Genomic DNA, 23,716 nt, shown 5'->3' on the forward strand with positions numbered 1-23,716 from the left:
AGGCGATATGACCGCACACGCACTTCCTGCCCAGAGCGGCTGGCTGCAACCGTTAATCCGCTTGCTGCGCCCGTATCCTGGGCGTGGCAACCTGATGATGCGCTGTCTGATTACCTGCACGCTGGTGATGATCATTTCACTGACCCTGCAAGTGCCCTTTTTAGCGCTGTCCCTGATTGCCGTTTTCTACGTCACACAAAAGAACATCGTGCTGTCCAAACTGACCGGCACACTGTTCGTGCTCGGCACCACGCTGGCGGTGGGGCTGTCCATTCTGACGCTGAAACTGACCTGGGAATATCCGCTGCTGCGCCTGATGATGGCGAGTGGGCTGTTTTTTGCCTGCGTCTATCTGATGCGCGCTACCCGATATGGCGTGATTTTTTTCCTCAGTGGGCTAGTCATCTTTTATACCCAAACCTTCGCCGACATGACCGACAACGCCGACAGCGTGGTGAGGATGATCCTCTGGCTGTGGGTGGCAATTAACTACGCCATTCTCCTGACGCTTATCGTCAATCTGCTGTTTCTTCCGCTGGAGCCGGTCGCGCAGCTGAAGGGTGCGCTTCAGTCGCAACTGTCGGAAATTATTGCCCGAACCGAACGGCTTATCCGCCAGGAACCCATTCTGGAGCCGCTGTCTGCGGCGGATATTCAGGAAAAGACGCTGACGCTCCAGCATATGCTGGCCTTCGCCATCATGCGTGATAAGCGCTATCGGCAGGACGAAGCCTGGCATTTGGCGCGGATCAGCACCGTGTCTGACCTGTACCTGATGGTGCAACAGTTGCCAACGCATCCGGATACGGACGATTTGGCGCTGGCGCAGAAACTGCTCGACCGATGCCATGCGTTTGCTGCATCGATTGCCGAAGACGAGCCGTTTTCCGTGGACGAGACCGACGTTTTCCAGGGCGCGAAACCGGGCATTTTGGCGCGAATGATGGAGTCGCTGGCGGCGTTTTCGCATTACCAGCGTCCGCCCGCGGACTCCTCGGCGCAATCGAAAGCTACCGCCCGCATGAACGGGCTGCTGATGAACCAGACCTGGTACACCTTTGCGTTTAAAACGCTGCTCTCCACCTTCGTCTGCTACCTCATTTACATCGCCGCAGACTGGCAGGGCATCCACACCATTATGCTCAGCTGCATCATCGTGGCGCAGTCGAGCCTGGGTTCAACCGCCCAGCGCGGATTGCTGCGTGTGATTGGCGCGGTGCTTGGCAGCCTGGCGGCGTTGCTGATGGTCATTCTGGTGATGCCGCATATCGAAAGCGTGGTGGGGCTGCTGGCGATGTCGCTGCCGGTGATTGGGCTTGGGGCCTGGATTTACGCCGGATCGGAAAAGATAAGCTACGCCGGGATTCAGATGATGTTTACCTTCGCGCTGGCGCTGCTGGAAAGCTTTGGCCCGACCTTTGAGCTGGTCGAAATTCGCGACAGGGTCATTGGCATCCTCCTTGGCGTGCTGATCGCGACGTTTGTGCATCGTTATTTGTGGCCCGAACGCGAAGGCAAGCTGTTCTGGAACAGCGTCAGCAGCTTAATCAATGCCCTTGCCCAACGCGTGAAAACGCATCAGGCGGGAACCGGGAGTGAAATCGCATTACGCCGCTCGCTGGCAGGCTGTCAGGGCATTGCGGGCCGGGTGGCGATGGAGCCGGGTTGGTCTGCGGATAACGGCCAATCAGAAAGCGAAATTCTGGCGGCTCAGCAGGTGCTCAGCCACCTGAGCGAAATCATTTATCAGTTTGAACATCTCAACGCCGGGCAGGGCGAAAATGACTTCGCTAGCGAACGCCAGCAGGCGGCGGCCATGCTGAAGCAGTGCGCTGCTTTAGCCGAAGCGGGCGGGGAAACAACCTCCGCAGCGCCAGTGACGTACGTGAAAGAAGGGCGATTGCAGACCCTGTTTTACGAAATCGAACAGCTTAATCTCAGCCTGCGTACCCGGCAGACTGCAACCGATAGGGTGTCATTATGAGCAGTCTGAAACGAGTCTATAGCCTCAAACCGCTGGCCCTGATTTGCTGCGCACTGCTGGCGGCCTGCGCGCCGATGAAAGACGAGAAAACGACGGTACAAGCCATCCAGCAGCAGGAAATTGTCCTGCCGCAGGACGCAAAATTGACCGCGCAACAGTGGCCGGACGCGACCTGGTGGAAGCACTACAACGATCCGCAGCTTAATGCGCTGATCGACCACGCTTTGCAGCATTCCCCGTCAATCGCGCTGGCCCACGCTCGCGTGGCTCAGGCCCGTGCGGATGTGGCACTGATTGAATCGGGCACGCAGCTCAAAGTGAATGCGATGGCCGAAGTCAATGAGGCGCATATTTCTTCGAACGGCTATCTTGGTCCATTTTCGCAAGACCACCCGGCGCTGGGCACCACCGGCCCGTGGTACACCGAAGGGATCGTTGGGCTGGGGGCAACGCTCGACATCGATCTGTGGGGCGAGCATCGCGATCGTCTTTATGCCATTCTTGGGGTGGAAAATGCGCACAAGCTCGAGGAAAAAGCCGTTCAGCTGGAGATTTCAGCGGACGTGGCGCAACTGTATTACGGGATTCAGACCAATTACCAGGTTACACAGCGTCTTGAAAAACTTAAACAATCCGAAACTTTCGTGCTGAACTCGCATGAAGCTCGCGCGGCGCGCGGTCTTGAATCTCATTCTGATGCTGAAATGGCAAAATCGATGCTGCTGACTATCGACCAGCAGCTTTCGATGGCCAAACAGCAACGCGTGGCGTTCCGTGAATCGCTGCGCGCATTGAGCGGCGGTGGCGAGCTGGCGGAGATCGCCGCCAGGCCATTGCCGGTGGCGCAAACGCAGCTGCCGTCGTCGCTTAACTATCAACTGTTGGCCCGTCGCCCGGATTTGCAGGCCGCCCACTGGTATGTGCAATCGTCGATGAAACAAATAGATGCCGCCAAGGCGGCGTTCTATCCGAAGTTCGATATCAAAGCCTTCTTCGGTTTCGACGCCCTGCATATGAACGATTTGTTTGATCACGCCAGTCAGCAAACCAATATTGTGCCAGGCCTGTATCTGCCGCTTTTCTCTGGCGGACAGCTTGAAGCGAACCTCGACAAGACGCGTCACCAGCGGGATATGCTGATTTCGCAATACAACCAGGCGGTGTTGACGGCGGTGAAAGATGTGGTGGTGACGGGGTCTGCCCTTCAGTCACTTCAGGAAGAGCAGGTATTGCAGGATGAGAAAGTCAGCTCTGCCGCGGCAGGCATGAACAATGCACAAGCCCGATTCCAGCGAGGGCTGATCAGTGAAGCCATGGCCGATGAAGCACAGCGTCAGTGGCTAAGCGCGCAGATCAAACAGATTGAAATGCAGGGGCAGCTCGTCAGTCACGATATCCTGCTGAATAAAGCGCTCGGGGGCGGGAAGGTGTAGTTTGGGTTGGTGAATCTAACGCCTGCAAGTCATTAAAAAAGCCACTCTCTGGAGTGGCTTAATCATATGATTTAATTAATGTTCACCCGCACACACTATGATATTAAAATAGCCCGGAAGGTAATATCCAAAAATAAATAGATGAGGTGTGTGATTAAATACCCGGATGCCATATAGTTCGTCTTTTGCATTTAAATTAAGAAATGAAAATCAGAAAATATTCTAACATTGAAAAGCTTGCATATGCCGTATTTTTATTTTCGACTATTATAGTCGTAAATCTCTCAATTGGTTTTATTTCTTATGTTGGATTAGAGAAAAACCTACAAATAATTTCAGCTGACATTTCTGACATTCTCAATAAAAACATTGAAGACAACAAAAGCCTGGCAAATGCGCTGGGTTATGAAATACCGCTTCCTGAAAATCAGATTAATCATCAACTTGGCGTTGATATCAATAAAGAGATTCAGAGTTCTAAAGATTCAGCGTACCATAGAAAAATTCACTTCTCACCGAAGGAAATCAATAAAGAAGATTCTAAAGTGGCCGTTATTATTATGACGCTGTGGAATAATTTAAGCACTGAAAGTAAATCAAAATACTGGACTTATTATACTAACAAAGAACGTAAGCACTATTTCCTGCTGAACAATAGTGAGTTCATGCACTATAAAGATGACTCTCCCAATCTGAAAATAAGTGATTTCATCGAAAGGCTTTCGAGTAAATTAAATACGGCTAAAGGTTTTCTTGCTTCGGATAATTTTTACAGTAATGTTTATGTCGATGCCATGACGGGCCTGCCAACAATCACGGTTGGCGCACCCGTGATAATAAACAATGTAAATATCGAAAGTGCAAAAATCATGGGTGTGATTGTGACAGACTATACACTCGATGATCTTGATTCAATTTTCAAAAATGCGTTCATGGAAAAAGGGTTAGACATCTCGTTATACAGTCTTTCAATAAAGAGTAAGAAACAGGATGAAGTTCCATTACAGATTAATAAAGTCGATAGAGTCATCACGCTTCCTGAGATAAAAGTAGGTGTTACCGATGGGTTTTACATCTGTGGGCATGTGGGCGTGGCAGATGTTGTAAAAAATTCAATATGGCATTTCGTTATATCAAATATCATTATGCTCATTTTTACGTTTGCATTCAGAAATGCGTATATAAGAACCAATAGAGCATTGCATCGATTAAGCTATGATTCTTTGACCAACGCACTTTCGCGTGAGGGTGGCGATATTGTCCTGGGTACGCTCAGCGCCTCTGATGACATTATGATGGTTGTCGCAGACCTTGATAACTTTAAAAATATCAATGACTCATATGGTCATCATGTGGGCGATCTTGCATTAAAATATTTTGTCGACACGCTGCATGCTAATCTGAGGGCAACAGATAAAATCATTCGTATGGGCGGCGATGAATTTTTATTGTTGCTTGCTAAATGCGATCATTCTGTCGCAGAAAATACTTTGCTAAGTGTGGGGGCACAGCTTCAGCACTTTAGTTATGATGAAGTCTCAATCCCATTGTCGTGCTCCTATGGCCTTCATAAATTTACAGGTGACTTTTCCGACGATTATCAAAATGCAGATTTAAAACTGTATGAGATGAAAAGAAACCCGGGCCGAAATTCTGCCTTGCCTGCCGGTTCGTCTCTTTCTGAAATGTCATCTCAGACGCACGAAGACACCGCTGCAAGCAATTTGCTGACGCTTGATGAACTACGAAAACATCCTGAGTATTATGCGGGACGAAGTCTCCTGGCAATGTTACACCTCAGTAACTATTCTTCCCTGAAAAGTCTGCTCGGCGTTGAATACAGCCGCGCACACATGGCCTATTTTATTTCACGGATTAAAAAAACACTGCCAGATAATATTCTGCTTTGCCGTGAGCGAAGCGACACGCTCATCGTAATTTTCCCGCCTTCTCATCTTCCAGACCAACTCAATGTTGGGCAACAGCAGTTGAGTGAAATCTTTACCCTTCATGAAGGAGCCCAAATGGGGAACCATGAATTGCGCATTGTCGGTAGCGCCAGCATGGTTGAGGAAGAACTGATCCCGGAACGCTTTAACGAAATTCTGTTAAATGCAGGTATTGCACTTCATCATCTTCGTGAAAAGGAAAATGGAACAGTGACACTGTTTACATCCGAGATGCATGAAGAAGGGCTGCACCAGATATTGCTTCATGAACAATTACGTCTTGCGCTGGACGGTGATGAGTTTCATCTGGTGATGCAACCTATTATCAACCTGGAGAAGGGAAATACCTGTCGGGAAGGGGAATGCCTGGTGCGCTGGAACAGCCCGGTTCTGGGCTTCGTTCCCCCGGATAAATTTATCTCACTGGCAGAAGAAACAGGCCTGATGATCCCTTTAGGCGAGTGGATTGTTGAAAATGCCTGCAAGCAACTGGCAGCGTTCATCTCTCGCGGTGCGCCAGAGGATTTTAAGCTTCATATCAATATTTCACCTCTTCAGCTGCAACAGCAAAATTTTGCACAGAGTCTTCTTGAGAGTATGAAATCCCACGAATTGCTGGGTAAAAATATCTGCCTGGAAATCACGGAGGGGATGCTTCTTGAAAGTAATGACCACATTCTGGCTCAACTTACCCGACTTCGGGATACCGGGGTGACGATTTCACTGGATGATTTTGGTTCCGGGTACTCCAGCCTTTCGTATCTCCATACCTTACCTTTTGATCAGCTGAAAATTGACCGTCAGTTTGTCAACAATCTACTGACTGATAGTCGCAGTGAATCCGTCGTTGACTCCGTACTGACACTTTCCCGTAATTTCAATGTTCCGCTGGTCGCAGAGGGCATAGAGGACAACGAAACGGGAGAAAAATTACGTACGATGGGCTGCCAGTTGGCTCAAGGATATTTTTACGGACGGCCTCAGCCTTTCGATAGCTGGACGTTTAACGGAGATCGGTTGGTCTGATAACGAATGGCGCTGGAAGAGTCCAGCGTCAGTTCGATCTGCAACACTCGATAGAAGGAAGTTAAAACAGTGAGGGCAGAGATTGAACCACCAGAGGCTGAAGTCCTGGGATTTCAGCCTCTGGGGTAAATAGCGCTAACGTTGATTTCAGTTAGATTTGGTAATCATGCGCTGAGTGTCACGACCGGCCAGGAAGCCGTAGAAGATATAGCCGAACAGGACGATGATAGACCCGCCAAACACCGCATCGCTACCGCAAGCGTAAACACCATAAATACTGTAAATCACACCCACGGTACTCACCAGGGAAGAGAAACGATACTCTGTATTAGACACTTTGTTCTTACGCAGCATGACCTGCAGGCCAGTCATTGCCAGAACATACGGGATCATATTAATGAACACCGCCAGGTTTAACAGCGCGTTAAACTGTTTGAGCAAGTCCGGAGAGATGGTCATACAGGCAAGGGCAAGTTCGAGTGCCAGCATGATCAACATGCCCATGACCGGCGCATCATCCTTAGTGACTTTCGCAAACACCGCCGGGAACAGTTCGCTATCCGCAGCCGCTTTAGAAACCTGTGCGTTGGTGAACTGCCAGCCCAGCAGAGATCCGATACAGGCGATAACGGCAAGCACGGTAATAACCTGGCCGACAACCGGGTTGAACATCATTGAGAACACGAGGCCGAATGGCGCATCGGAGTTCATCAGGTCCGCGTTAGGGACAATACCCTGAATAACAGACGTTGACGCGATATAAACAATGGCGGCAAACGCGGTACCGAACAAGCATGCCAGTGGCACATTCTTCTCTGGGTTTTCTACCGCACCAGAGTTAGCACCCGCAGATTCTATTCCCAGGAACGCCCACAGGGTCAGCGCAATACCGGAAGAAACAGCGCCGCCATTGGACAGATGTTGTGGGTTCCACGCATCCATAAAGATTTTAGGATCGAACCAGAACCAGCCAATAACGGATAAGCCCACAACCGGGATAATGATACCCCATACCGTCAGCGCAGAAATGCGCTCGGTGATCTTCGGCCCTTTAAAGTTCGCCACCATGGTGACGATCAGAATAGCGACCACGGTTAAGAATGTGTTAATTGGCTGAGCTTTTACCCACGGGAAGAACGGAGCCAGATAGCCTGCGGCAGATACCGCGATGGCGACGCAGCTGATCACCAGGCAGATGTAGTAGCTGTAAGAAGCGATAAAGAAGGATGACTTTCCATGCGCTTCTTCTGAATAAGCAGACATGCCGCCTTCACGTTTACAAAAGCGCCCGCATTTGGCAAATGCGTAGGCAATACACATAGAGCCAATCGCGGTTACAAGCCAGGACAGAATGGAGATGGCTCCAGTCTGCGCAAGGCTTGCCGGTAACATTATAATACCGGAACCCATCATGTTAACGGCAACGAGAATGGTTAGACCCACCACGCCCATTTTTTTTGATTCAGTAGCCATGAATATCTCCTGATAAATAGATAATTATTCCATTTATTATGTCGAACCGATCGCACCTATTTGTCGGTGGCGTTCATGCTTTGCATAATAATGACTAAAAACACTGGAGTAATTTTCGGTGCGCGCGTTGATTGCATGTAAGCATTTTTCCGCTCTTTAATGTAAAGCAAACGTTAAAAGAAAGGCGGATGTTCAAGGCGCAATAATAAAGTGGCGCAGACAATATCCCCTAAAAAAGTCAAAGTCAAATACGTGTTAGCTGTTTGGTTATTTCCAGGTTCTATTCTTGAATCGTCGTCAGGAATATTTATTTTTAAAAAACAAAGAAAAGCACTAATACATAATGTTCAATAAAAACAGTTTGTTAGCGTTTGAATTTGAGTATTAAGGTGTCTTGTGTGACAGAGCGTAAATTCATGCAAATGCATTTTTGACACTGCATTCTCGATGCTGCATTCACTTTTTTTGAATTAATATGGCTCATCCATTAGTGGTATTTGGTGCTGTGGTTAACGATAAAGTGTTTATGTATACTGCAGCCGACAGAACGCCTATTGGCATTCATATTCAATTACATTCATGACAAATGTTAGTTATCGTCACGCCGCGCTTTTAATGCGATTTCACGGCGTTACAAATAACATTGAATTGCATTTTAGATATTTAGCATAAGTTTCCACGACATGGCGTTTATTTTCCCCATGAACGGACAGCTTTAGACAGAGTGAGACGGCTATGTGTGATAAAAATTATTTGATTGTTGGCAATACGAGTCCTGCCGATCGTCCGTCCAACGAAGCGATTGCTCGAGTCGTTGACTCTTTAAAGAGCAAGGGTGAGAACGTGCAGTTCTCCTATTCTTATCAGTATGCAACCTCTTACGTTGTGTCTACAGCTGCCATCGATTGTATCCTTGTCGAGTGGGAACCTACGAACGCCGCAGAAATCCTGACCTTTATTGAGCGTCTGAGCCTGCGTCACGATCAAGCGCCTGTTTTCCTGGTGGTGAAATCCCCGGAAGACAACCGCACGGTTGATGCTGACATCATGAGCCGCATGACCGAAACGTTCATCATGCTCGATGACACCACCGACTTTATCGTTGGCCGCCTGCAGGCTGCGGTAAACCGCTATGAAAAAATCATGATGCCGCCGCTGATGGCCGCCATGATGGAATACGCGAAAGAGAAAGAGTACTCCTGGTCAGCGCCTGGCCACCAGGGCGGTATCGGCTTCTGTAAAACGCCGGTTGGCCGTAAGTTCTATGATTTCTATGGCGAAAATATCTTCCGTACCGATATGGGTATCGAACGTGCTTCGCTGGGTTCAATGCTGGACCACACTGGTGCCTTCGGTGAAAGTGAAAAATACATCGCTCGCGTATTCGGTGCACATCGCTCTTACTCGCTGGTTGTCGGCACTTCAGGCGCAAACCGCATCATCATGCAGGCTTGCCTGACGGATAAAAACATTGCCGTCTGTGACCGTAACAGCCACAAATCCATCGAACAGGGTTTGATGCTGACGGGCGCAACGCCGGTGTACATGACGCCAACGCGTAATGCCTACGGCATCATCGGGCCTATCCCGAAAAAACAGATGTCCGCCAGCTATCTCAACAATCAGATTGCTGATAGCCGTTTCGCCAATGAGCTGGAAAACAAACGCCCGGCTTACAGCGTCGTCACCAACTGTACTTATGATGGCCTGATTTATAACGGCGACAGCATTCAGGATATGCTGGGTGAGAGCTGTGACCGTATTCATTACGATGAAGCCTGGTTCGGTTATTCCCGCTTCAACCCGATTTACAAAGGTTTCCACGCCATGCGTGGCGACAAGACTGAGCACAGCAAAGATGCACCAACCGTCTTTGCCACTCACTCTACGCACAAATTGTTGAATGCCCTTTCTCAGGCGTCTTACATCCACATGCGTGAAGGTCGCAGCAACATCGAACCGGCTCAGTTCAACCAGTCTTATATGATGCATGCCACTACCTCACCACTGTATTCCATCGCAGCGTCGAACGACGTGGCCGCGGCGATGATGGATGGTAAGCAGGGTGTGATGCTGACCAACGAAGTGATTGAAGAAGCGGTAGATTTCCGTCAGGCCATTGCGCGTGCCTACAACGATGCGGGCAAGAACAACGACTGGTTCTTCAAACCGTGGAACCCGGAAACCATCACCGACCCGGCAACCGGCGAGAAATTTAGCTTCGCCGATGCGCCGCAGGCATTGCTGGTTAACGAGCAGAGCAACTGGATCCTCAACCCGCAGGACAAGTGGCACGGCTTCACCGACCTGGATGAAAACTGGGTGATGCTGGATCCGGTAAAAGTCAGCCTGCTGACGCCGGGTCTGAACGACGACGGTTCCCTTGAAGCCAACGGCATTCCGGCGGCACTGGTTACGGCGTACCTCTCAAACCTGGGTATCGTTCCAACCCGTACCACCGATTTCCAGATCATGTTCCTGTTCTCTATGGGTGTGACCAAAGGGAAGTGGGTGACGCTGATGAACAGCCTGATGGCGTTCAAAAAGCATTACGACATGAACGCCCCACTGAAAGAAGTGATGCCGGGCCTGGTCAGCACTGCACCAGAGGTTTATGGCCATCTGGGTATGCGTGACCTGGGAGACAAGATGATCGCGTTCCTGAAAGAGCATAACCCGAGCCACAAGCTCAATCAGGCTTACGAATCACTGCCGCAAATCGACATGCTGCCGCGCGACGCGTTCACGCAGCTGGTCGCGAACAATGTGGAACTGGTTTCTATCTTCGAGCTGGAAGGACGTACCGCCGCGAACTCCGTTATCCCTTACCCACCGGGTATTCCGATGATGATGTCCGGGGAAAACTTCGGTTACGAAGACAGCCCGCTCATCGGCTACCTCCAGGCGCTGCAATCCTGGGATGAAACATTCCCTGGTTTCGAGCACGAAACGGAAGGTGCTGAGAAAGAGCACGGTGTGTATCACGTTATGTGCGTGAAGCGTTAATGACGCCTGGCCCGGACTTAGTCCGGGCTTTGTTGTTTCTGAAATCATGAAAATTTTCAATTCGTTATGGTTGTGGTACGTCAGGTTTTATCCCCGTACCGCACACAAGCTGCACGAGGAAAAAATATGAATATTAAATCCCTGATAACGCAGGTGCTGACCACCGCGCTAAACACCTTAAATATCCAGGGGCAGGACAAGCTGCTGGTTCGTCATTCGGAGCGCGCACAGTTTGGCGACTACCAGATAGATGGCGTCATGGCGCTGGCAAAAATCCTGCAAATCCCACCGCGCACACTGGCTGAAAACCTCGTCGGGGCGCTGGAACTGAGCGATATCGCGGAAAAAGTGGAGATTGCGGGCCCAGGATTCATCAACATCTTCCTCAAACAATCGTGGGTTGAAGCGCAGCTTGAGAAAAGCTATGCCGATGAACGTCTGGGTTTTGCACCCGTCAAACCACAGCGCATCGTGGTCGATTACTCCGCGCCGAACGTTGCAAAAGAGATGCATGTTGGCCATTTGCGTTCAACCATCATCGGTGACGCGGTTGTCCGCACGCTGGAGTTCCTTGGGCATGACGTTATCCGTGCCAACCACCTGGGTGACTGGGGTACGCAGTTCGGTATGCTCATCGCCTGGCTGGAAAGCCTGCAACAAAGCGACGACCACCAGATGGAGCTTTCCGACCTGGAAATGTTCTACCGCGAAGCGAAAAAGCGCTACGAATCCGACGCTGAGTTCTCTGAACGCGCCCGCCGCTATGTGGTGATGCTGCAACAAGGAGACGAGTGGTGCCTGAAAATGTGGCGTCGCCTGGTGGATATCACCATGGTGCAAAACCAGCGCAATTACGACCGCCTGAACGTCACCCTGAACAGCAGCAATGTGATGGGAGAAAGTACCTATAACCCGATGTTGCCTGAAATCGTCGACGACCTGCTGGCCCGCGGCATTGCCACGGAGAGCCAGGGGGCGATTGTTGTCTATCTCGATGAGTACAAAAATAAAGACGGCGAGCCAATGGGCGTCATCATCCGTAAAAAGGATGGCGGCTATCTCTATACCACTACCGATATTGCCTGTGCGAAGTACCGTCATGACGTTCTGCACGCCGATCGGTTGCTGTATTACATCGATTCCCGTCAGCACCAACACTTGATGCAGGCATGGAACATTGTCCGTAAGGCCGGCTATGTCCCTGACTCGGTGCCAATGGAACATCACATGTTCGGCATGATGATGGGCAAAGACGGCAAGCCGTTCAAAACCCGTGAGGGCGGCACCATTAAGCTGTCTGAGCTGCTCGATGAAGCACTGCATCGTGCCCGAGAAATGATCGCCAAAAAACAACCTGACCTTGATGATGCGGCACTTGATGAATTAGCTGAAATCATTGGGATTGGCGCGGTTAAATATGCCGATCTCTCGAAAAAACGCACAACAGATTACATTTTTGACTGGGATAACATGTTGTCGTTCGAGGGGAATACCGCGCCGTATATGCAGTATGCCTGCTCACGCATTACCTCCTTGTTTAATCGCGCAACAATCAACAAGGACCAACTGAACGCTGATATTCAGCTGAGCCAACCGAGCGAGCTGTTACTTGGCAAACAACTTCTGAGTTTCGAAGAGACCGTTCATACCGTAGCGCAGGAAGGCTATCCTCATCTGCTGACCACCTACCTGTTCGAACTGGCAAGCCACTTCTCCCGATTCTATGAACAGTGCCCCATCCTCAATGCGCAAGATCCCGCACTTCAGCAAAGCCGCCTGAAGCTGGCAGCGTTAACGTCGCGAACCCTGAAAACAGGGCTGACGATGCTGGGCATAAAAACTGTAGATCGCATGTGAGTGTCCAGTGACAACGTTAACTATCGGCAGGGGAATACAGCATGCTTAAGAAAGTAACGAAAGCGAAAAACATCCGAAAGGAATTTAAGAGTTTACTTCAGTCGGAAAATTTCAGTTCGCAAAACGAGATTGTTGATCATCTGACCGCCATGGGTTATGAAAATATTAACCAGTCGAAGGTCTCTCGTTTGCTGACAAAACACGGGGCGATACGCCGCCGAAATGCCAGTGGGGTCTTTATCTACTCTATGCCTGCAGAACTCAATGTTCCTGGCATGAAGAGTAAAGTAAACAGCCTGATTGAACAGATTGATTTTAATGAACTCATGATTGTTATCTCCACCTCTCCTGGGGCTGCACCGCTGGTCGCGCGCATGCTCGATTCCTTCGGCAAAACGGAAGGGATCATGGGAACCATTGCCGGGGATGACACGATCTTCATCACTCCCTGCAAGGGGGTAACTACGCAGGTATTGTTCAATAACATCAACAGAATACTGGATGTTGAATAATCTGTTCTGGAACCAAAATAGCCCTAAGCGTACTGATGTTCACTGTTATCAGGTCTGACAAAATGGACCCCATTAAGCAGGCTGCGCGCCAAGCCGCTCAGTAAAATCAGTAACGGGAAGCCCCGCCAGTTACCTGGCGGGCAGCTTCTTCCTCAGTATCTGAATCTATTCAGATTTGGGTGCGATCAATCTTCGAGCTTGGCTGTAACCCACCCTGTTTTAAGTCCACCGCCATTTCATCGCCACTTGAAAATCAGACAACAAAAAAGCCACTCTTGCGAGTGGCTTAATTATATGATTTTAAAGCTAAAGTTTGGTGGCCCCTGTTGGGTTTGAACCAACGACCAAGCGATTATGAGTCGCCTGCTCTAACCACTGAGCTAAGGGGCCGTGGGCGGGAATTATAATGGAACTCCGGATACCAATCCAGTAAATGCGCTACGGGTGCTGTTTTTATAAACAATGGCTAATCAATCCCTTATACTTCTCGCATGATCCATTTAGGCGAGTCATGTCATGGTTAGCGATATTCTTCAGCCGGGGCTGCGGGTTGTGTTCTGCGGCATCAATCCGGGTAAGTCCTCTGCACATCTGGGTATGCCCTTTGCGCATCCCGCCAATCGCTTCTGGAAGGTTCTTCATTTGGCTGGTTTTACCGATAGGCAGCTCAAGCCTGAGGAAGCGCAAAAGATGCTTGATTACGGCTGTGGCGTGACCAAACTGGTCGATCGGCCCACGGTTCAGGCCAGCGAAGTCGGGCTGCACGAGCTGCGTGAGGGCGGGCGTGGGCTGATTACAAAAATGCAGGATTATCAGCCTAGGGCGCTGGCGATTTTGGGTAAGCAGGCGTTTGAACAGGCGTTCAGCCAGCGCGGCGCGAAATGGGGCAAGCAAGAAGTGACGGTAGGGGACACCGAAGTGTGGATTTTACCGAACCCGAGCGGGTTAAGCCGAATTACGCTGGATAAGCTGGTTGAGTCATATCGTGAGTTGGATCAGGTGCTAGTGGTCAGAGGACGGTAAGTCCTCTGCGCTTTGCTGCATTCACTCCGGTTCTCCCCCGCAGGGAGAGGGAGAAAAACTTACTCACCTTAGATTCGTAGGCCTGGCAAGCTTGCGCCGCCGGGCAAAAGGTCCGATGTTCTCTGATGGCATTTCCCACAAGGGGAGCGAGAAATCATACAAAATTCAGGCATAAAAAAAGCTCCCGGTCGGGAGCTTTTTACGTTTACCTGGAATTAATCGTCCAGGAAGCTACGCAGCACTTCAGAGCGGCTTGGGTGGCGCAGTTTGCGCAGAGCCTTCGCTTCGATCTGACGGATACGTTCGCGGGTAACGTCGAACTGTTTGCCCACTTCTTCCAGCGTGTGGTCGGTATTCATGTCGATACCGAAACGCATACGCAGGACTTTCGCTTCACGCGCGGTAAGACCCGCCAGCACGTCGTGCGTTGCGGCACGCAGGCTTTCTGTGGTCGCAGAATCCAGCGGCAGCTCGAGGGTGGTATCCTCGATGAAATCACCCAGATGCGAATCTTCATCGTCGCCGATTGGCGTTTCCATGGAGATAGGCTCTTTGGCAATTTTCAGCACTTTGCGGATTTTGTCTTCCGGCATCAGCATACGTTCAGCCAGTTCTTCCGGCGTCGGTTCACGACCCATTTCCTGCAGCATCTGGCGTGAGATACGGTTGAGCTTGTTAATAGTCTCAATCATATGCACCGGAATACGGATGGTGCGCGCCTGATCCGCGATGGAGCGGGTGATAGCCTGACGGATCCACCAGGTTGCGTAGGTAGAGAACTTGTAACCACGACGGTATTCGAACTTATCAACCGCTTTCATCAGGCCAATGTTGCCTTCCTGAATCAGGTCGAGGAACTGCAGACCACGGTTGGTGTATTTCTTGGCGATAGAAATAACCAGACGTAAGTTTGCTTCCACCATCTCTTTCTTCGCACGACGAGCTTTCGCTTCACCGATGGACATACGACGGTTGATGTCTTTAACCTGCTCGATGGTCAGGCCGGTTTCTTCTTCAATCTGTTGCAGTTTCTGCAGGCCGCGCTGTACGTCGTCTTTGACGTCGTTCAGTTTTTCAGACCACGGCTTGTTCATTGCTACTGCTGCGTTGAACCAGGTTTCGCTGGTTTCGTTGCTGGTGAAGAGAGTAATGAAGTTTTTCTTCGGCATTTTGCACTGTTCAACGCACAGCTTCATGATGATACGTTCTTGAATACGAACGCGTTCCATCATGATACGCATGCTGTTGACCAGATAATCGAACTGTTTTGGCACCAGGCGGAACTGTTTGAAAACTTCAGACAGTTTCTTGATCTCTTCCTGGGATGCAGCGTGGGTGCGTCCCTTGGCTTTGATGGTGTCACGCGCCAGCTCGTACTGGGTGCGCAGTTCGCCGAATTTTTCGCGAGCGAGTTCAGGGTCGATGCTGTTGTCATCGTCGCTGGAATCGTCTTCTTCTTCTTCGTCTTTCTCTTCGTCGTCGTCCATCTCTTCCTGAGAGAGTTCAGAACCGACGTGAGTGGCAGTAGGAGCCAGATCTTCTTCAGCGTTTGGATCGACGAAGCCGGTGATCAGGTCAGACAGTCGTGCTTCCTCGGCTTCAACGCGATCGTACTGCTCAAGCAGATAAGTGATGGCTTCCGGGTATTCCGCAACGGAGCACTGTACCTGGTTGATGCCGTCTTCGATACGCTTGGCGATGTCGATTTCGCCTTCGCGGGTCAGCAGTTCAACGGTACCCATTTCACGCATGTACATGCGCACCGGATCGGTGGTACGTCCGATTTCAGATTCTACGCTGGACAGCACCTGCGCGGCAGCTTCTTCCGCGTCTTCGTCGGTGTTGTTCGAGTTTTCAGCCAGCAGGAGATCATCGGCATCCGGTGCTTCTTCCATCACCTGAATGCCCATGTCATTGATCATTTGGATGATGTCTTCGATCTGATCGGAGTCGACGATATCTTCCGGCAGATGGTCATTGACCTCGGCATAGGTCAGATAGCCTTGCTCCTTGCCCTTGGTAACAAGAAGTTTAAGCTGTGACTGCGGGTTTTGCTCCATAAGACGGTATCCACACTTAATTCATTGATTGGTGTCGGTCGGCGAAAACGAGTTACCGACATTTAAAGCGAGGGCCTACTTATATTATTGCCGCTGCGCCTCGGTGCGGCCTTCGGGATCGTCCCGATTGATATTCGGCACTTAAGCCGTTGAATTCATTTTTTTGCCAGTTCCTGGTTCAATGTCCAGAGTTCCCGGCGTTCTTCACTGCTTAACCCGTGTGTGCGGTCTCGAGCTATCAACTCTTCTTGCCGCTGGACCAGCAGTGAATCAAACATATGGTTTAGTGAGTCGGTGAACGTATTCTCAGCGATTTCCTTATCTGCTATATCGTCCCACATCGACAGTTTTTCAAGGGTGGCGGCTTCATTTGTGCCGCGATACTGCTCAAGCAGTTGGCCGGTAGTCAGTCCTGGCTGTGACACACAAGTGTTGACCAGTTCAGAAAATAAGCCAAGTCCAGGCAGCTTTTTCGGATCAAGCCCGGTTAACGGCGGCACCAGGCCTGCCAGTTCCGGGTTTTGCACCAGTAACCCTATCAGTATACGCATGGTCGTGCGTTTTAGCTGGGGAGTGGGGCGGGCTGTGCCACTTTCTGCTTGTTTTGGCATTAAGCGTTCAAGCTGGGCATCTTCGAGAATGCCGAGCTTTTTCCCCAACTCCTGGCGCAAATAAATGCGCAGTGTTTCACCCGGAACCTGAGTGATCAGCGGCAGCGCCAGCGTACTCAGCTGTGCGCGCCCGTCCGGAGTACTCAAATCAACCCGCGGCATCAGGCTGTTAAACAAAAACGTGGAGAGCGGCTGAGCCTGCTCCATCCGCGCTTCAAATGCCGCTTTACCCTCTTTACGCACCAGCGTATCCGGGTCTTCGCCGTCAGGCAGAAACATAAAGCGCAACTGACGGCCGTCAGTCATGTACGGCAGCGCTGTTTCCAGTGCACGCCAGGCGGCATCGCGGCCTGCGCGGTCGCCGTCGTAGCAGCAGACGACGTTATTCGTCACCCTGAACAGCAGTTGAATATGGTCGGCAGTGGTGGAGGTGCCCAGCGACGCAACGGCATAATTAATGTCGTATTGCGCCAGCGCGACCACGTCCATATAGCCTTCGACCACCAGCAGACGCTGCGGTTCAGCTTCGGTTTGCTGCGCTTCATAAAGGCCATACAGCTGGCGGCCTTTATGGAAAATATCGGTTTCCGGGGAGTTGAGGTATTTCGGTGTGCCATCACCCAGCACACGTCCACCAAAACCAATCACCCGGCCACGCTTGTCGCGAATCGGGAACATCACCCGTTCGCGGAAGCGATCGTAACTGCGCCCTTTATCATTGGTTACCAACATGCCCGCGTCGGTCAGCGATTGCTGATTTTCTCGGTTGTTGCCAAAACGCTTTAAAACGTTGTCCCAGCCTGGCGGCGCATAGCCAATCGCAAATCGGGCGATGACTTCGCTGCTTAAACCACGCTGCGTCAGATACTGACTTGCCGGTTCGGCGGTGGGCTGATTCAGGGATTGCTGATAAAACGCGCTCAGACCTTCCATTAATTGATAGAGACTTTGCCGCTGATGGCGTTCTATCTGGGTCGGGCCGGAGCCAGCTTCGTACGGGACTTCAAGGTTGTGCATGGCCGCCAGTTCTTCGACGGTTTCAACGAACTCGAGCTTGTCGTAGTTCATCAGAAAGTCGACGGCGTTTCCGTGCGCACCACAGCCGAAGCAGTGATAAAACTGTTTCTCACCGTTGACGGTGAACGAAGGCGTTTTTTCGTTATGGAAGGGACAACACGCGTGAAAATTTTTGCCCTGTTTTTTCAGCTTTACCCGCGCGTCGATGAGATCGACGATGTCGGTTCTTGCCAACAGGTCATTGATAAAGACACGTGGGATACGTCCAGCCATAAGCCTCGCATTTTCATACGCGTCATCCTTCAGCTTAGATGCAACCTGAATGCTATAGCGTATGCAGATGTATAAACGAAAATAAGCCGCGCATTCCTTCCGGAAGCACGGCCTTTACAGCTTGAACTCAGTCTGGAATGAGAGCGTGCGCTCTCAACAGATTAGTACAGACGAGTGCGGCGTGCGTTTTCGCGAGCCAGTTTCTTCGCGTGACGTTTCACAGCAGAAGCTTTAGCGCGCTTACGTTCGGTAGTCGGTTTTTCATAGAACTCACGACGACGAACTTCCGCCAGAACACCCGCTTTTTCACAGGAACGCTTGAAGCGACGCAGTGCTACGTCGAACGGCTCGTTTTCACGTACTTTAATTACCGGCATGTAACTCTCACCTTTGATAAATTCGGTTTGCCGCTGGCATCAACGCCAGCTTATTTCAAAATGGTGCGGAATTTTACTGCAACTGCTGCTGCTTTGTAAAGCACCAATGCCGTTTTTGAACGGGACTTTTGTAAGGGGTGTGAGTATACACGAACTCGACCCCCCAGGGTATACATCGACCCGCATTCACCCTAAACTGCGCGGTATTGAAATGAGGTAAAACGAACCATGCGCGTACTGGGAATCGAAACATCCTGCGATGAAACCGGCATTGCCATTTATGACGATGTTCAGGGGCTGTTAGCCAACCAATTGTATAGTCAGGTGAAACTGCACGCTGACTACGGCGGCGTGGTGCCGGAGCTGGCCTCCCGCGACCACGTACGTAAAACCGTTCCGCTGATTCAGGCGGCGCTGAAAGAAGCGAATCTGACGGCAAAAGATATTGATGCAGTGGCTTATACCGCCGGTCCTGGACTGGTCGGGGCGCTGTTAGTCGGGGCAACTATCGGTCGTTCCCTGGCGTTTGCCTGGAACGTGCCGGCCATTCCTGTGCACCATATGGAAGGCCATCTGCTGGCGCCGATGCTGGAAGATAACCCGCCAGAATACCCGTTTGTAGCGCTGCTGGTTTCCGGCGGTCACACGCAGTTGATCAGCGTGACCGGTATTGGCGAGTATGCCCTGCTTGGCGAATCGATTGATGATGCCGCGGGTGAAGCGTTCGATAAAACCGCGAAGCTACTGGGTCTTGATTACCCTGGCGGCCCGATGCTGTCGAAAATGGCGGCGCAGGGCACCGAAGGGCGCTTTGTGTTCCCACGTCCGATGACTGACCGGCCAGGGCTTGATTTCAGCTTCTCCGGCCTGAAGACCTTCGCGGCCAACACCATCCGTGCCAATGATAACGACGATCAGACCCGCGCGGATATTGCGCGTGCGTTTGAGGATGCGGTGGTGGATACGCTGATGATCAAATGCCGTCGTGCGCTGGACCAGACCGGCTTTAAGCGTCTGGTGATGGCGGGTGGTGTGAGTGCTAACCGCACGCTGCGTACGAAGCTTGCGGAAATGATGCACAAGCGTAAGGGCGAAGTGTTTTACGCACGTCCGGAGTTTTGTACCGATAACGGCGCGATGATTGCCTACGCCGGTATGGTCCGACTGAACAGCGGAGCGACTGCTGATTTAGGCGTTACCGTCCGTCCGCGTTGGCCGCTGGCGGAATTGCCTGCGGCATAATTGCGATGCCCGGTGGCGCGATGCTTACCGGGCCTACAACTCCCCGAGCGCCGTCGGGCAACCAACATCTGTTACGCCTTCAACATTCCCTTATCTTCCAAAAACGCGATGATCGTCGCGAGTCCATCTCCGGCTTTGAGGTTGGTGAACGTCCACGGGCGCTCGGCGCGCATCCGGTTGGTATCACGCTCCATCACGTCCAGCGACGCCCCCACGTACGGCGCAAGATCGGTTTTGTTGATCACCAGAAAATCGGATTTGGTGATCCCCGGTCCGCCTTTGCGCGGGATCTTTTCCCCTTCAGCGACGTCAATCACGTAAATCGTCAGGTCTGCCAGCTCGGGGCTGAAGGTCGCACTCAGGTTATCGCCGCCACTTTCGACGAAAATCACGTCGAGATTGCCGAATTTCTCGCTTAATGCTTCCACCGCCGCGAGATTCATCGACGCGTCTTCGCGAATGGCGGTATGAGGGCAGCCGCCGGTTTCGACGCCGACAATGCGGTCTGGCTCCAGTGCGCCCGCCTCGGTGAGAATGCGCTGGTCTTCTTTGGTGTAGATATCGTTAGTGACTACCGCCAGATGGTACGTGTCACGCATCGCTTTACACAGCGCTTCCAGCAGGGCGGTTTTACCGGAGCCGACCGGGCCGCCGACGCCAACGCGCAGCGGGTGTTTGTAACTTGCCATACCTTCTCCTCAGGAACGGAATATGCGGGAATATTGGGTTTCGTGACGCGCCGAGGCGATGGCCGACAGCGGCGTCGCAGAACCTATCAATTCGTCAGGGCAGTTCAGCCCGCGTTCAACGCCTGCGGCGTACTGCTCGCAGAGCGACATAATCAATTTTTGTGCGGCCTGCTGGCCGAAAGGCACCAGCTTCACGCCCGCCATCACCGCGCTTTCAATCCAGCTGTAACCGAGCGTCAGCGCCAGCTCTCGCAGTTCGATCCCCCAACGCACACCCAGCCACGCCATGCCGCAGAGTTGGCTTTGGTTAAACAGCCCACGCCATTCTCCAGGGCATTCCGGCTGCCAGTCGTACAGCAGGCGCGTAAACGCCTGGCCGCGATTACGTTCTTCATCACGCAGTTCGCGCGTTTCCCGACACGCCAGCAGCCATGCCGTCCAGCGCGTGGCGGCCTCAACGTCATCCTGTTCCCAGGCGTGATACAGCCGGGCGAACAGCGGCAGGTCGACATGAAAAAAACTCTGCTCCATCTGCTGCGTTTGCCAGTGGGCGAAGGCGGCGGTATCGGCAATCCAGTCCGCTTCCACTGCCCATTCCAGCCCCTGCGACCAGCTGTAGCCGCCCACCGGCAGGTTGCTGCTCGCCAGTTGTAATAATCGCAGCCGCTGCGTGGTGTCAGTCATCAGTGGCTGTGCGAATGTGAATGGCCGTGGTGGTGATGCCCTTGCGCTTCGCTGGTATACGCCCCGGCTTCCGGTTCGAACGGCAGGTTCGCAAAGGTCACGGTCAGACCAAACTGGCGCAACATGTCGTCGAGCACGTGGTCGTGATGAAAACGCAGTTCGCCGGGCATGATTTGCAGCGGCACGTGACGGTTGCCGAGGTGATAACAGGCTTTGGCGAGCTGGAACGGATCATCGCAGCGCACTACCGACACGCCCTCATCGGCGGCAATCACTTCGATAAACTCGCTACCGTCTTCGCTCGCCAGGATATCGCCACCGCGCAGCAGCAGGCCGCGGGGCAGCATCAGTCCGGCTTCACGTCCGTCGCTGAGCGTCACTTTGGCGCGGCTTTTGACCCGCACATCAATCGGCAGCGTGACGCTGGCGGTCAGTTGATGAGCGTGATCGACACGCTGAGTCAGATACAGCATCGTTACTCCTTAAAAAAGAAAATAGCGTTGCGCCATCGGCAACACGTCCGCTGGCTCGCTGGTAACCAGTTTCCCGTCGATCCGCACTTCATAGGTCTGGGCATCGACGGTGATATTGGGTTGCAGGCTGTTGTGGATCATGTCGGCTTTCTTCACCGTCCGGCAGCCTTTCACCACTGCGGTCTGGCTTTTTAAGCCCAGTTGCTGCGGCACGTTGTTGTCGAGTGCCGACTGGGAAAGAAATGTCAGGCGACACTGATGGCGAGCCGCGCCGAGCGAGCCAAACATCGGGCGGTAATGCACCGGCTGCGGCGTGGGAATTGAGGCATTGATGTCGCCCATCGGGGCCATCACAATCATCCCGCCTTTAACGATGGCAGCGGGTTTCACGCCAAAGAACGCCGGTGACCACAGCACCAGATCTGCCATTTTTCCGGCTTCAATGGAGCCCACTTCATGCGCAATGCCGTGGGTCAGCGCCGGGTTGATGGTGTATTTGGCGATGTAGCGTTTCACGCGGAAATTATCGTTATCGCCCTGTTCCTCTTCCAGCGCGCCGCGTTGCACTTTCATTCGGTGCGCCACCTGCCAGGTTCGCAGAATCACTTCGCCCACGCGGCCCATCGCCTGTGAATCGGAAGAGGTCAGGGAAAAGGCGCCGAGATCGTGCAGTACGTCCTCTGCGGCGATGGTTTCCCGGCGAATGCGCGATTCGGCAAAGGCCACATCTTCGGCGATATCCGGCGACAGATGATGACAAACCATCAGCATATCCAGATGCTCGTCGATGGTATTGATGGTGTACGGCAGCGTCGGGTTGGTGGACGAGGGCAGAATATTGGGATGCGCACAGGCGGTGATGATGTCCGGCGCATGGCCGCCACCCGCGCCTTCAGTATGAAACGTGTGGATAGTCCGGTCGCCAATCGCCGCCAGGGTGTCTTCGACAAAACCGGATTCGTTCAGCGTATCGCTGTGCAGCGCCACCTGAATATCCATCTCCTCGGCAACGGTCAGCGAGCAGTCGATGGCGGCGGGCGTTGCGCCCCAGTCTTCGTGAATTTTCAGGCCGATAACGCCAGCCACAACTTGTTCGCGCAGCGTTTCCGGGTTCGAGCCGTTACCTTTACCGAGCAGGCCGATATTCACCGGCAGGCTGTCGATGGCTTGCAGCATCCGGCTGATATACCACGGCCCCGGCGTACAGGTGGTGGCGTTGGTGCCGGCCGCCGGACCCGTGCCGCCGCCGATCATGGTGGTCACGCCGGAGACCAGCGCTTCTTCCGCCTGCTGCGGGCAAATCCAATGAATGTGTGTATCGACGCCGCCTGCGGTGACTATTTTACCTTCGGCGGCGATCACTTCGGTGCCGACGCCAATCGGGATCGTAATGTTGGGCTGAATATCCGGATTGCCGGCTTTACCCACGGCGAAGATCCGCCCATTTTTCACGCCGATATCCGCTTTTACGATCCCCCAGTGATCGACGATCAGCGCGTTGGTCAGCACCAGGTCGACGCAATCGTCGCCGATCATTTGCCCCTGGCCCATGCCATCGCGAATCACTTTGCCGCCACCGAATTTGACCTCTTCGCCGTAGGTGGTGAAGTCCTCTTCCACTTCAATCCACAGCTCGGTGTCAGCCAGCCGTACTTTGTCGCCGGTGGTGGGGCCAAACATGTCGGCATACGCCTGACGGGAAATTTCGGTCATGGTTTTGTCTCCAGCTCGCCCATCACTTCGCCACGAAAACCGAAAATGCGCTTATCGCCAGCAACCGCTACCAGTTCGACTTCGCGCTTTTGGCCCGGCTCAAAGCGCACGGCGGTGCCTGCCGCGATGTTCAGCCGAAAGCCTTGACACGCTTCCCGGTCGAATTTCAGCGCAGGGTTGACTTCATAAAAGTGATAATGCGATCCCACCTGGATCGGGCGGTCACCGTGGTTTTCGACGATCGTTTTATGCGTTTCGCGGCCCACGTTCAGGGCAATGTTGCCGCTCTGGATCTTGTATTCACCGGGGATCAT

General features: G+C 52.4%; 17 protein-coding genes and 1 tRNA gene. 8 read left to right on the top strand and 10 right to left on the bottom strand.

The features are described 5' to 3' along the window. Nucleotides 1-7: 7 nt before the first annotated feature. From A8O29_RS03785 to A8O29_RS03795, 3 genes are all read left to right on the top strand, one after another. The gene (locus tag A8O29_RS03785; RefSeq protein ID WP_125353364.1) at nt 8-1,984 is read left to right on the top strand and encodes an FUSC family protein; all 1,977 of its coding nucleotides are present in this window, start codon (nt 8-10) and stop codon (nt 1,982-1,984) included. Then, on the top strand, nt 1,981-3,417 hold the full coding sequence (locus A8O29_RS03790) for an efflux transporter outer membrane subunit (RefSeq protein WP_217448709.1): 1,437 nt from the start codon (nt 1,981-1,983) through the stop codon (nt 3,415-3,417). Before A8O29_RS03785 ends, A8O29_RS03790 begins: the two co-directional genes overlap by 4 nt. Before the next feature lie 203 nt (nt 3,418-3,620). Then, on the top strand, nt 3,621-6,392 hold the full coding sequence (locus A8O29_RS03795) for a bifunctional diguanylate cyclase/phosphodiesterase (RefSeq protein ID WP_125353363.1): 2,772 nt from the start codon (nt 3,621-3,623) through the stop codon (nt 6,390-6,392). Nucleotides 6,393-6,539: 147 nt separating this feature from the next. Here the strand turns inward: A8O29_RS03795 and potE are convergent, their stop codons facing one another. Beyond that, nucleotides 6,540-7,865, bottom strand: a complete 1,326-nt coding sequence (gene potE, locus A8O29_RS03800; RefSeq protein ID WP_174081219.1) for a putrescine-ornithine antiporter — start codon at nt 7,863-7,865, stop codon at nt 6,540-6,542. 735 nt (nt 7,866-8,600) lie between these two features. On the opposite strand from potE, the gene adiA reads away from it, so the two are divergent. From adiA to argR, 3 genes are all read left to right on the top strand, one after another. Further along, complete coding sequence (gene adiA / locus A8O29_RS03805) at nt 8,601-10,871, top strand: arginine decarboxylase (RefSeq protein ID WP_125353359.1); 2,271 nt, start codon at nt 8,601-8,603, stop codon at nt 10,869-10,871. Between the two features lie 126 nt (nt 10,872-10,997). Continuing rightward, nucleotides 10,998-12,728, top strand: a complete 1,731-nt coding sequence (gene argS, locus A8O29_RS03810) for an arginine--tRNA ligase (protein WP_125353358.1) — start codon at nt 10,998-11,000, stop codon at nt 12,726-12,728. Nucleotides 12,729-12,769: 41 nt separating this feature from the next. Continuing rightward, nucleotides 12,770-13,240: a transcriptional regulator ArgR gene (gene argR, locus A8O29_RS03815; RefSeq protein WP_125353356.1), complete on the top strand. Its 471-nt coding sequence runs from the start codon at nt 12,770-12,772 to the stop codon at nt 13,238-13,240. 314 nt (nt 13,241-13,554) lie between these two features. Here the strand turns inward: argR and A8O29_RS03820 are convergent. Continuing rightward, nucleotides 13,555-13,630 (bottom strand) — tRNA-Ile (locus tag A8O29_RS03820). 126 nt (nt 13,631-13,756) lie between these two features. On the opposite strand from A8O29_RS03820, the gene mug reads away from it, so the two are divergent. Beyond that, nucleotides 13,757-14,263 carry a G/U mismatch-specific DNA glycosylase gene (gene mug / locus A8O29_RS03825; protein WP_125353355.1) on the top strand — a complete coding sequence of 169 codons (507 nt, stop codon included), beginning with the start codon at nt 13,757-13,759 and terminating at the stop codon, nt 14,261-14,263. A 215-nt stretch (nt 14,264-14,478) separates the two neighbouring features. On the opposite strand, the gene rpoD is transcribed toward mug, so the two are convergent. The 3 genes from rpoD to rpsU form a co-directional block, all read right to left on the bottom strand. After that, entirely contained in the window at nt 14,479-16,323 is a 1,845-nt protein-coding gene (gene rpoD, locus A8O29_RS03830; RefSeq protein WP_125353353.1) for an RNA polymerase sigma factor RpoD, read from the bottom strand. 155 nt (nt 16,324-16,478) lie between these two features. Next, nucleotides 16,479-18,224: a DNA primase gene (gene dnaG, locus A8O29_RS03835; RefSeq protein WP_110510451.1), complete on the bottom strand. Its 1,746-nt coding sequence runs from the start codon at nt 18,222-18,224 to the stop codon at nt 16,479-16,481. A gap of 161 nt (nt 18,225-18,385) precedes the next feature. Then, nucleotides 18,386-18,601 carry a 30S ribosomal protein S21 gene (rpsU, locus tag A8O29_RS03840; RefSeq protein WP_001144069.1) on the bottom strand — a complete coding sequence of 72 codons (216 nt, stop codon included), beginning with the start codon at nt 18,599-18,601 and terminating at the stop codon, nt 18,386-18,388. Nucleotides 18,602-18,829: 228 nt separating this feature from the next. Here rpsU and tsaD point away from each other — a divergent pair, with 228 nt between their 5' ends. Then, nucleotides 18,830-19,843, top strand: coding sequence for a tRNA (adenosine(37)-N6)-threonylcarbamoyltransferase complex transferase subunit TsaD (gene tsaD, locus A8O29_RS03845; RefSeq protein WP_125353351.1), 1,014 nt, complete (start codon nt 18,830-18,832; stop codon nt 19,841-19,843). A 71-nt stretch (nt 19,844-19,914) separates the two neighbouring features. On the opposite strand, the gene ureG is transcribed toward tsaD, so the two are convergent. From ureG to A8O29_RS03870, 5 genes are read right to left on the bottom strand one after another with little or no spacing between them, the layout of a single operon-like run. Further along, complete coding sequence (gene ureG / locus A8O29_RS03850) at nt 19,915-20,532, bottom strand: urease accessory protein UreG (protein ID WP_125353349.1); 618 nt, start codon at nt 20,530-20,532, stop codon at nt 19,915-19,917. 9 nt (nt 20,533-20,541) lie between these two features. Further along, nucleotides 20,542-21,216, bottom strand: coding sequence for an urease accessory protein UreF (locus tag A8O29_RS03855; protein ID WP_125353347.1), 675 nt, complete (start codon nt 21,214-21,216; stop codon nt 20,542-20,544). Further along, nucleotides 21,216-21,689: an urease accessory protein UreE gene (gene ureE, locus A8O29_RS03860; RefSeq protein ID WP_125353345.1), complete on the bottom strand. Its 474-nt coding sequence runs from the start codon at nt 21,687-21,689 to the stop codon at nt 21,216-21,218. The genes A8O29_RS03855 and ureE overlap by 1 nt, the downstream gene beginning before the upstream one ends. Before the next feature lie 9 nt (nt 21,690-21,698). Then, on the bottom strand, nt 21,699-23,402 hold the full coding sequence (ureC, locus tag A8O29_RS03865) for an urease subunit alpha (protein WP_125353343.1): 1,704 nt from the start codon (nt 23,400-23,402) through the stop codon (nt 21,699-21,701). Then, nucleotides 23,399-23,716 carry an urease subunit beta gene (locus tag A8O29_RS03870; protein WP_125353342.1) on the bottom strand — a complete coding sequence of 106 codons (318 nt, stop codon included), beginning with the start codon at nt 23,714-23,716 and terminating at the stop codon, nt 23,399-23,401. The genes ureC and A8O29_RS03870 overlap by 4 nt, the downstream gene beginning before the upstream one ends.

The sequence above is a fragment of the Scandinavium goeteborgense genome (genome assembly GCF_003935895.2).
GTDB lineage: Bacteria > Pseudomonadota > Gammaproteobacteria > Enterobacterales > Enterobacteriaceae > Scandinavium > Scandinavium goeteborgense.